The sequence below is a fragment of the Nocardia sp. NPDC055029 genome (assembly GCF_053608525.1).
In genome coordinates this window covers 92938-102111 of sequence record NZ_JBSGVQ010000027.1, presented here as the reverse complement: position 1 = coordinate 102111, position 9174 = coordinate 92938, and the positions used below count along the sequence as shown (strand labels likewise).

Here is a 9174-nt window from a genome sequence, read left to right as displayed (position 1 = left end):
GGTTCGGGAGGCGGCCTTCGCCGTTGTGGCGCTGGGCTCTTATCCGCGGCGGCGCGTCTTGAGAAGGTCGAGGCGCTCCTTGAGCAGCTCCTCGAGCTCTTCCTTGCTGCGCCGTTCCAGCAGCATGTCCCAGTGGGTGCGCGGCGGCTTGACCTTCTTGGTCTCCACCGTGGTGCCCTCCATGAGCTGCCCCTCCTGGCCGTTGCGGCACAGCCAGGTGGGCGGGATCTCCGCGTCGTCGGCGAACGGGACGTCGAACTCCTCACCGTTGTCGGTGCGGTAGCGGGCGATCCGGCGCGGGGCCAGGTCGTGGTCGCGATCGGTCTCGTAGCTCACCGCTCCGAGCCGACTGCCTCGGAGTACGCGATCTGCCATGTGTGCTCCCTGTCTTTGGCGGCTGGCGCCGCGGGTTCGCGGCTTCGGCGGTTCTCAGGCCCTGCGAACTGGTCGTGGTCCTACCGTTAACGCGCGGGACGTCTGAACTGTTCCATTGTAGTCGCAATGGTGATCTGACCGAGCGGGCCCTGAGCCGTCGGCCCGGCACCGTGCCCGCTCAGCGAGACCTGTGCCGCTGGATCGGGCATCGGGCCGATAGGGTTTCGCACCATGTCGCGCAGTCGCCTGCTGTCCTGCCTGTGGTGCGGGCGGGAGATCGTGGATTCGGAGTCGGGTCGCCGGCGTCGCTATTGCCGCCAGTCGTGCCGTCAACGGGCTTACGAGCACCGCACCAGCCTCAAGGGAACCGGGATTCCGGAGGACGCGGTGGTGCTGTCCGCGCAGGAAGCCTCGGATCTGGCCGACCGCTGGTTCGCCGCCCGGTGCGCAGCGGAAGACGTCGCCACGGCGGTGGCCGAAGGTGCCGAGCACGTCGAACTGGCCGAGCTCAGCGCCGCGCTGGTGAAGCTGGCCAGGGAAGCCGAACGGTTGCGCTGAATCCCCGTGGCGCCCAAGGCGAGTGGGCGACCAGGGGGATGGGCGGTCACGCTTCGGCGTGGCGATCTTCGACGGGGAACCCGGTCGAGGTCTCGCGGGCCCGCAGGTACACCGCCGTCACACCGCCCGCGACGAGCAGCGCGAGTGCTGTCGCCGCTCCGGCGGTCGCGAGGTCGGGGCTGGTCAGTGGCTGACCGCGCAGCGCCTGCCAGAACACCAGGGTGAGCAGCCCGAAGTAGCCGAGTACGGCGACGCCGAGCAGGGCGGCACGGACGGTTTCGGTGCGCAGCCAGCGATAGCGGGGTGCGAGGGCGACCAGGACGACGGCCAGCAGCAGCAACACCTGGATGCCGTGCAGGCCGACGAAATGCGGGATGCGCAGGTCACCGCCGGTGGTGCTCCAATGGGTGATCGGCATGGCGCCGACGCCGTCGCGCGCCGCGTCACCGTGCGCGCCGCCCGCTCGGACGGTGTGCCCGGCCATCAGGCCGACCACGGTGCCGTCGGACTGGCGGACCAGTTGCGGTCCGGTGAAGCCCATCAGATAGCCCAGCATCATGCCAGCCACCGCGAGCCACAGCCCGGCCTTCAAGGCGATCCTGGTCGGCCGGTCGGCCAGCTTCTGCCACGAGATGATCACCGCCAGGACGAGATTGGCGAGGAACAGACCGGGGACGCCGGAGGCGAACACCTGCTGGCCGATCTGGTTGACCGGGTCATCGGCGGTGTTGAAATGACTGAAGGTGCCGCGCGCGGCCTGCAGCGCGATGAAGCCGACATCGGCGATCCCGGTGACGGCGAAGACGGTGCCCAGCCACCAGGTGACCCGCCGCCCGCGATGCGGCAGCCGCAGGATCCACGCCAGCGTCACCCCGTAGAGCGCGAAGGCGAGCCCGAACTTGGCGGGCTTGAGCCACACCGATTCGCCGAGCAGCAGGCGGTCGTCGACCAGCATGCCGACGACCGACACGACCACGAGCCCGGCCATGAGGGCGGAGTTCACCAGCAGCGGGCCGTGCCAGGGTGCGCGGTCGGTCCCGTCGCGGACCGGTGCGGCGGGAACCCGGATGCGGGACAGGGTGCGGGAGAGATCGATCGTCGCCATGATTCGACGGTAGAAATCCGGTGTGCCGCACCGCCTCCCACTGCCGAACGGTTCGGCACCCGTACCCGGGTAGGGGCCTGCCCTACCCGGGTGCGGTCACGACGGGCTCGTCAGATTCCCAGGCGCCAGATGACCGCGTCGACCGCGCGCGGTGAGATGGTCGCGACGGCCTGCAGGATCCGGGTGTAGCGGGGGTAGAGCTCGATCGGCCGGGTCCGGATCGCGGTGCAGATCCAGTCGGCGGCCTGCTCGGCACTCAGCGCGGCCGACTGGTCGTAGGCGCCGGTGGGGGCGATCATCTCGGTGCGCACCAGCGGGAACCCGACCGTGGTGACATGCACACCGCGCGACCGGGTTTCGGCGCCGAGGCTGCGCCCGAACGCGCCGAGCGCGGCTTTGGACGCGTGGTAGGCGGTGAACATCGGCATCGTGCCCGCCGCGACACCCCAGGTGGCGACATTGACGACATGCCCGTTGCCTGCCTCGAGCATCGAGGGGAGCAGTCCCATGGTCAGCCGTGCCGCGCCGAAGTAGTTCAGCGCCATGGTCCGTTCGTAGTCGTGGAACCGATCGGTGGCATCGGCCGCGCGACGGCGGATCGACCGGCCCGCGTTGTTCACCAGGACGTCGACCGTGCCGTACTGCTCGAGCACGGTTTTGACCAGGTCGTCGACGTCGCCGGGCTCGGACAGATCGCAGGTGATGCTCTCGGCCACGCCGCCCGTCGCGCGCACCGCGTCGCGGACCTCGAGCAGGGGTTCGGCGGTCCGGGCGACCAGGATCAGCCGGGCGCCGTGGCGGCCCAGCGCGTGCGCGGCGGCGCGGCCCACCCCGGACGACGCGCCCGTCAGCAGGACGGTCTTGCCCGCGATCTCGTGCCGCTCGCCGAGTACGAGCCGCGCCACGGTACGCGGCAGCGCGGGCGGATTGAGCAGCAAGGACTGCGCGAGGCGGTCGAGCACGGGGACTCCTGGGCGTCGAAGGGGTTACCGATTCAATTTACTATCTAGTAAATTACAAACGGGTCAATTGAGTGTCAACCGGTGCGGCCGTGATGGTTGGATGGGTCGGGTGAGCACAGCTGGAACCAAAGGTGTCCCGCGCCCCGAGCGTGAGCAGCAGATCCTCGACGCCGCGGTCGCCGAGATCGGGCGAGTCGGCTACGCGGGCCTGTCACCTGCCGATGTCGCGCGGCGAGCCGGGGTGTCCAAGCCGCTGGTCTACACCTATTTCCAGTCCAAGGACGGGCTCTACATCGCCTGTGTCGAGCGCGCAGCCACCGTCATCTACGACGCGATCGAGACGGCCATCACCGGGGCGAGTGGCCTGAGCAAGGCCGAACGAACCCTCGACGCGCTCTTCGTCGCCCTCGCCCCGCGACCGCACGACTGGACCGTCGTCTTCGACCGTTCCCATCCCGACGAGGGCCCCGCCGCCGACGCCGTGCGCGCGGCCCGCCGTCGCATCGCCGCCCAGGCGGCCCGTGGCGTCGCCGACGCGCTCAGCGCGCTCGCCCTCACCGACCCCGACGACCTGTCCGCGCTCACCGATGTCTGGATGGGGTCGGTGACCTCGCTGGTCCTGTGGTGGCTGCGGCACCCCGAGCAGACGGCGGGCGAGATGAGCGCGCGCAGCCACCGCCTGATCGGGGCCCTCGTCAACGCGCCGCGCTGACCGGCGCTGTCTCCGGCAGCAGTTCCGCCAGCAGCGGCGACCACTCGTAGCGCCGTTCGGGGAAGCAGCGCTCCAGCAGGTCGCGCATGATCGACGGCGCGATCGAGGCGCCGGGGGAGGCGCCCAGCAGCCCGGCGACGGTGCCGTCGGCCCCGGTCACCAGTTCGGTGCCGAATTCGAGCACACCGCCTCGCCGGGGATCCGGCTTGACCAGCTGGGCGCGCTGCCCGGCCTGGATCAGCTCCCAGTCGCCGGGATCCGCGGTGGGATAGAAGCGCTGGAGCTGCGCGAACTTCCGGCGCCGCGACGCGAGCAGTTCGGTGATCAGGAAGCGGACCAGATCGAGATTCTGCAGACCGGCGGCCATCAGCGGCACGATGTTGTGCGGTCGCAGCGTGGTGAACAGGTCGGTCAGCTTGCCGTGGCGCAGCAGCCGCGTGCTGAAGGTGGCGTAGGGGCCGAACAGCAACGACGCGCTGCCGTCGACCTCGCGACGGTCCAGGTGCGGCACCGACATCGGCGGAGCGCCGAGTGCGGCCTGGCTGTAGACCTTCGCGTGGTGCTCGGCGACCACGTCGGGATTGTCGGTACGCAGGAACTGCGCGCCGAGTGGGAACACACCGTAGCCACGCACCTCCGGCAGCCCGGCCCGTTGCAGCAGCCGCAAGGCGTAGCCGCCCGCCCCGACGAACACGAACCGGGTGCGCACCCGAAAACGCCTGCCGCTGTCCAGGTCTCGTCCGCGCACGGTCCACAGCCCGTCCTTGCCGCGGGTGAGTCCGGTGATCTCGCGATGCAGCCGGACCGCATTGCCCGCCGCGGTCATCGTCGACAGCAGTGATCTGGTCAGCGCACCGAAGTCGACATCGGTGCCCGCGGTGTGCCGGGTGGCCGCCATCGCCTCGCCGTCGGCGCGGCCGCGCACGAGCAGTGGCGCCCACTCGGCGATGACGGCGCGGTCCTCGGTGTACTCCATACCGGCGAACGCGGGCTGGTCGCGCAGTGTCGCGTACCGCTGCCGCAGATAGGCGATGTCGTGATCGCCGAACACCACCGTCACGTGCGGGGTCGCCGTGACGAAGGTGGCCGGGGCGAGCTCGCCGCGGCGGGCCAGTGCCGACCAGAACCGCCGCGAGAGCCCGAACTGCTCGGCGATCCCGGCCGTTTTGCTGCCGTCGCGGGGATCGGGCATGTAGTTCAGCTCGCAGAGGCCCGAATGCCCGGTGCCCGCGTTGTTCCAAGGATGGCTGCTTTCGGCGGCGGGTTCGCCGAGCCGCTCGAACAGGGCGATCGACCAGTCCGGCGCGAGCGTGCTGAGCAGTGCGCCGAGCGTGGCGGACATGATGCCGCCGCCGATCAGCACGGCGTCGAGAACGTCGTCGCCACCGGCGGATTCGGGGTGGATGGGTGTCGTCTCGGTCATCGTCGAACCTCCCGTGAGCTGTGTACCGCCATCGTCACGCCACCGGGAGTGATCCGTCCAATACGGAATCGCCGACTATATGATCCGAATATGGATGATTCGGGCGACGGGGGAGCGCAAGCCCTGGCACCGCTGCTGGCGGCCTTCGAGGCGGCGGCCGACGAAGGGCACTTCACCAGGGCGGCGCAGCGGCTCGGGGTGCCACAGTCCTCGCTGAGCCGCCGGATCAAGACGATGGAACAGGCGCTGGGCGTGGCCCTGTTCCAGCCGGTCGGGCGCGGCGTGACGCTCACCCCGCAGGGGCGCGAGCTCTACGAACACACCCGTGGCCTGGTGCGCGCTCTCGGCGACGCGGTGCGCCGGGTGCGCGCCGACGCCGATCCCGACAGCGGTCTTGTCCGCTTCGGCTTCCCGCTCACCCTGGGCCCGGTGAGCATTCCGACGCTGCTGGCGCAGTTCCACACCAGGGCGCCGAGGATCCGGCTGCACCTGGTGCAGGCACACGGCGAGGCACTGGCCGAGCAGGTCCGTGACGGCCGGCTCGATCTGGCGGTAATGATCCCGCCGCCCGCCGATCTGCCGACGGTGCCGCTCGGCAGACAGCGCATCGACTTGCACGTGGCGCGCACGCACCCGCTGGCAGGCCGCACCCACATCGACCTCGCCGAACTGGCCGACGCCGCCTTCATCGCCAACCCGCCCAGCTATCAGCTGCGATCCCTGCTCGATACCTGGTGCGCCGCAGCGGGTTTCACGCCCCGGGTGCTGTTCGAGATCACCGAATTCGAGACCCTGCGCGAGCTGGTCGCGCTCGGTCTCGGCGTCGCGCTGCTGCCCGCCGCCGAGATACCGCATCCCGATCTCGCGGTCGTGCGCATCGATGGCGAACGCGACCGCGAGATCGGCCTGGTCTCGGGAGACCATGGGCCGACGCTCGCGGTCGCGCGGCTTCGGGATTTCCTGATCGCGCACACGGCGCGGATCAGTCTGTAGTGCGGATCAGTCCTGGGCGACACCGGCGTCGACGCCGCGGGCGGCGAGCCACGGGTGCGGGTCGATCGGGGCGCCGTAGAGGGAGCCGTCCGGCACGTGCACCTCGTAGTGCAGGTGGGGGCCGGTGGATTGGCCACGGTTACCGACGGTGGCGATGACGTCACCGGCGTTCACGTGCTGACCCGTCTCGACCAGGATCTCGTTGACGTGACCGAACACGCCGATGGTGCCGTCGTCCTGCTGGATGCGGACCCACAGGCCGAAGCCGGAGGCAGGGCCGGTCTCGATCACGGTACCGTCGGTGACGGCGAAGACGGGGGCGCCGATCGGGTCACCGAAGTCGATGCCGTTGTGCGACTCGCCCCAGCGGGCGCCGTAGTAGGAGGTCAGCCTGCCGTTGACCGGGCGGACGGTCTGCGGGCGCGGCGGCGGCGGGGGCGGCGCGATGACCGGCATCGGCGGCAGCTCGGGCAGCGCGAGGGCGACCGCTTCGCGGTGCTCTTCCCACGCGATCGGGGCCGAGGCCGGGGTCTCGCCCTGCGGGCCCTGGGCCTCGGCGGGGGTGTAGGCGACGAAACGGTACGGTGACTCGCCCGCGGTGATGGCCTGGGTGGCGCCCGCGGTGATGCTGGTGTCGGAGGTCGGGGTCTCGGGCTCACCGAAGGTGGCGACGGAGGTTCCCACGAGTGCGGACAAAGCCACCGCACCCGCGACAACGCCTCCCCAACGGCCGGCGAAGGCGTCGGAGACTCGAGCAGATAACGGGTTGGTCACGAACATATTTCGAACGTAGCGAAACCGTGATGTCGACGGCGAGTGATGTGGCTGTCATCACTGCAGGCTATAACCCCAGTTGATCTATAACAGCAGCATAACAAAAACGGAAATTCCGAGGATCGACCGGGAGGAATTCCCAGGTCGCAAGATCATTGCCGAATATCCCCGTCCGGAGGACACTGATTCAGTGGACACTAACGGAGTTCGGGCCATTACGGCCCTGTCCGACCCCACCCGGCGCGCGATCTTCGAGTCGTTACCGCAGGGCCCACGCTCGGTCGCCGACCTGGCCGCGGCCACCGGCATCACCAGCTCGGCGGCCTCGCAGCACCTGCGCGTGCTCCGCGAAGCGCACCTGGTCACCATGCGCCGCGACGGCAACCGCCACCTCTACTCCCTCGACCCCCGTGGCCTCAGCGACGCCCGCGACTATCTCGAGCAGTTCTGGCCGAGCGCGCTGGCCGCCCACGCGGCGGCACTGCGCGAAGCCACCGCCCCGGCTCAGCCCACCCGGCGATAACGCGACCGGGTCGAGTCCGCCCAGTCCTGCTTGTCCAGCTGCGCGTCCACGGCGGCCACCACCTCGGGCACGCCGATGCGCAGCAGACCCGGGTCCGGCGCGCGGCCCTCGGGATCGCCCACCTGTCCCGCCCACAACACCGCGTGCCTGCCCAGCAGGTGGGCGGGGGGCCCGCCCCGGCGCGGCGGCGTCGGCCCGAACAGCAGCACCGTGCGGGTGCCGAAGGCGGTCGCCAGATGCGCGACACCGGTGTCACCGCTGATCACCAGCGAGGATTCGGCCACCGTGGCGGCCAGATCGGTGAGGTTCTGCCTGCCTGCCAGCACCCGATCGTCGGGCAGGCCCGCCTGCGCGGCCACCTGGACGGCGATCTCGCGTTCGAACGGGTCGCCGGTGAGCACCACGTCCCGGCCGAGCACCAGCAGATGCCGCACCACGGCCGCGAACCGCTCCGGCGGCCACCGCCGGGCGGGAGCGCCCGCGCCGATGTGCACGACGACGCAGTCCCGGCGGCTCAGCGACGCCACCGGCGGCACCAGCCCGAGATTGCGGCGATCGGCCTCTATTCCCGCCGACTCCAGCAGCCGACACCACCGATCCACCACGTGCGCCTCCGGATCCCAGCGTGGACCCGCGAGCTTGGGGAGTGCGGGGGAGCGGTGGCCGATGATCCGGTCGGCGCCGGTATCGGCCAGCGCTCGCGCGCTCGCGCCGTCCGCGCCGTGCAGGTTCACCGCCAACTCGGGCGCAGGCCCGTCCCAGATCAGTGCGGCCGGATCGGCGGTGGGCACCAGTTCATCGACCGAGGAGATCAGATCGACGATCTGCTCCAATCGATGCGGCGCCGCCAGCACGATCTTGCTGCGTGGTTCGGCCCGGCGCAGAGCACGCAGAGCCGGGACCGCGGCGAGGAGATCACCGAGGCCCCGAGCTTGCAGCACGAGTACAACCGACACTTCCATGACCTACCCGGGAGCAGGGCAAGCCAAACGTTCGCGTGGGCAAGGACGTGGCGGCTGTCAAGGAACCCCCGCTCGGCGCGATGTCCGCGGTAGCGACACGGTCACGACCCCAGCTAATGTCCGGAAAACCAGAGCATGCGGGCATAACATCTCGTCATGACGACAAATACCGTGCCGGAGAGCCCGTTTTCGGCTCTTGCCAAGAAAACCTGGCAAACAATCCTGGTCACCGGCCTCCTCGCGGTGGTCCTCGGCATCATCGTGCTCGTGTGGCCCGATAAGACGCTGCTCGTGGCGGGCATTCTGTTCGGTATCTACATGGTTGTCAGCGGCATCTTCCAGTTGATCGCCGCGTTCACCCACCTGCCGAGCACCAGCTTCCGGGTGCTGTCCTTCATCAGTGGTGTGCTGTCGCTGATCATCGGTGTCTTCTGCTTCCGCGACGATCTCGCCTCGATCGTGCTGCTCGGTCTGTGGATCGGCATCAGCTGGCTGTTCCGTGGCGTCGCGATCCTGTTCGCCGCCATGTCGGAGAAGGGTGTTCCCGGCCGCGGCTGGCAGATCTTCTACGGCATCGTCAGCGCCATCGCCGGTGTCATCCTGATCGTGTGGCCGATCAGCTCGCTCACGACCCTCACCCTGGTCGTCGGCATCTTCCTGATCGTCATCGGCATCATGGAGATCATCACCGCCTTCGGCGTCCGCAAGGATTCGCGCGTGCTGGAGCAGCAGGGGCTCTGACGCCACGGAAAAGTTCGTCGGAAAACGGCCGACGCCTTCGGGCATC

Annotated in this window: 11 protein-coding genes; 5 read left to right on the top strand and 6 right to left on the bottom strand. The window is 69.7% G+C overall.

What is annotated here, in order from left to right; translation table 11 throughout:
• Positions 1 to 39 precede the first annotated feature (39 nt).
• Positions 40 to 375: an RNA polymerase-binding protein RbpA gene (locus ACWF9G_RS22605; RefSeq protein ID WP_188827104.1), complete on the bottom strand. Its 336-nt coding sequence runs from the start codon at positions 373 to 375 to the stop codon at positions 40 to 42.
• A 231-nt stretch (positions 376 to 606) separates the two neighbouring features.
• On the opposite strand from ACWF9G_RS22605, the gene ACWF9G_RS22600 reads away from it, so the two are divergent.
• On the top strand, positions 607 to 933 hold the full coding sequence (locus ACWF9G_RS22600) for a hypothetical protein (RefSeq protein ID WP_379307266.1): 327 nt from the start codon (positions 607 to 609) through the stop codon (positions 931 to 933).
• 46 nt (positions 934 to 979) lie between these two features.
• Here the strand turns inward: ACWF9G_RS22600 and ACWF9G_RS22595 are convergent, their stop codons facing one another.
• Both ACWF9G_RS22595 and ACWF9G_RS22590 read right to left on the bottom strand, forming a co-directional pair.
• Positions 980 to 2038, bottom strand: coding sequence for a hypothetical protein (locus ACWF9G_RS22595; protein ID WP_452517646.1), 1059 nt, complete (start codon positions 2036 to 2038; stop codon positions 980 to 982).
• 110 nt (positions 2039 to 2148) lie between these two features.
• Positions 2149 to 3000: an SDR family oxidoreductase gene (locus ACWF9G_RS22590; protein WP_452517644.1), complete on the bottom strand. Its 852-nt coding sequence runs from the start codon at positions 2998 to 3000 to the stop codon at positions 2149 to 2151.
• A gap of 109 nt (positions 3001 to 3109) precedes the next feature.
• Here ACWF9G_RS22590 and ACWF9G_RS22585 point away from each other — a divergent pair, with 109 nt between their 5' ends.
• Complete coding sequence (locus ACWF9G_RS22585; RefSeq protein WP_452517642.1) at positions 3110 to 3712, top strand: TetR/AcrR family transcriptional regulator; 603 nt, start codon at positions 3110 to 3112, stop codon at positions 3710 to 3712.
• Here the strand turns inward: ACWF9G_RS22585 and mqo are convergent.
• On the bottom strand, positions 3696 to 5135 hold the full coding sequence (gene mqo / locus ACWF9G_RS22580; protein ID WP_452517640.1) for a malate dehydrogenase (quinone): 1440 nt from the start codon (positions 5133 to 5135) through the stop codon (positions 3696 to 3698). The two genes, ACWF9G_RS22585 and mqo, sit on opposite strands and share 17 nt — an antisense overlap.
• Positions 5136 to 5225: 90 nt before the next feature.
• Here mqo and ACWF9G_RS22575 point away from each other — a divergent pair, with 90 nt between their 5' ends.
• Positions 5226 to 6128, top strand: a complete 903-nt coding sequence (locus tag ACWF9G_RS22575; protein WP_452517638.1) for a LysR family transcriptional regulator — start codon at positions 5226 to 5228, stop codon at positions 6126 to 6128.
• A gap of 6 nt (positions 6129 to 6134) precedes the next feature.
• Here the strand turns inward: ACWF9G_RS22575 and ACWF9G_RS22570 are convergent, their stop codons facing one another.
• Positions 6135 to 6830: a M23 family metallopeptidase gene (locus ACWF9G_RS22570; RefSeq protein ID WP_452517636.1), complete on the bottom strand. Its 696-nt coding sequence runs from the start codon at positions 6828 to 6830 to the stop codon at positions 6135 to 6137.
• Positions 6831 to 7092: 262 nt separating this feature from the next.
• Here ACWF9G_RS22570 and ACWF9G_RS22565 point away from each other — a divergent pair, with 262 nt between their 5' ends.
• Positions 7093 to 7425 (top strand): ArsR/SmtB family transcription factor, encoded by a 333-nt coding sequence (locus ACWF9G_RS22565; RefSeq protein WP_379307278.1) that lies wholly within the window; start codon positions 7093 to 7095, stop codon positions 7423 to 7425.
• Here the strand turns inward: ACWF9G_RS22565 and ACWF9G_RS22560 are convergent.
• Positions 7407 to 8381 carry a glycosyltransferase family 9 protein gene (locus ACWF9G_RS22560; protein WP_452517633.1) on the bottom strand — a complete coding sequence of 325 codons (975 nt, stop codon included), beginning with the start codon at positions 8379 to 8381 and terminating at the stop codon, positions 7407 to 7409. The genes ACWF9G_RS22565 and ACWF9G_RS22560 overlap by 19 nt on opposite strands.
• Positions 8382 to 8543: 162 nt before the next feature.
• On the opposite strand from ACWF9G_RS22560, the gene ACWF9G_RS22555 reads away from it, so the two are divergent.
• The gene (locus ACWF9G_RS22555; RefSeq protein ID WP_379307282.1) at positions 8544 to 9128 is read left to right on the top strand and encodes an HdeD family acid-resistance protein; all 585 of its coding nucleotides are present in this window, start codon (positions 8544 to 8546) and stop codon (positions 9126 to 9128) included.
• The last annotated feature ends 46 nt before the right edge of the window (positions 9129 to 9174 follow it).

Excerpts from the sequence above, each read along its gene's own strand:
- ACWF9G_RS22605 (WP_188827104.1), bottom strand. The coding sequence starts at position 375 with ATGGCAGATCGCGTACTCCGAGGCAGTCGGCTCGGAGCGGTGAGCTAC.
- ACWF9G_RS22600 (WP_379307266.1), top strand. The coding sequence starts at position 607 with ATGTCGCGCAGTCGCCTGCTGTCCTGCCTGTGGTGCGGGCGGGAGATC.
- ACWF9G_RS22595 (WP_452517646.1), bottom strand. The coding sequence starts at position 2,038 with ATGGCGACGATCGATCTCTCCCGCACCCTGTCCCGCATCCGGGTTCCC.
- mqo (WP_452517640.1), bottom strand. The coding sequence starts at position 5,135 with ATGACCGAGACGACACCCATCCACCCCGAATCCGCCGGTGGCGACGAC.
- ACWF9G_RS22575 (WP_452517638.1), top strand. The coding sequence starts at position 5,226 with ATGGATGATTCGGGCGACGGGGGAGCGCAAGCCCTGGCACCGCTGCTG.
- ACWF9G_RS22555 (WP_379307282.1), top strand. The coding sequence starts at position 8,544 with ATGACGACAAATACCGTGCCGGAGAGCCCGTTTTCGGCTCTTGCCAAG.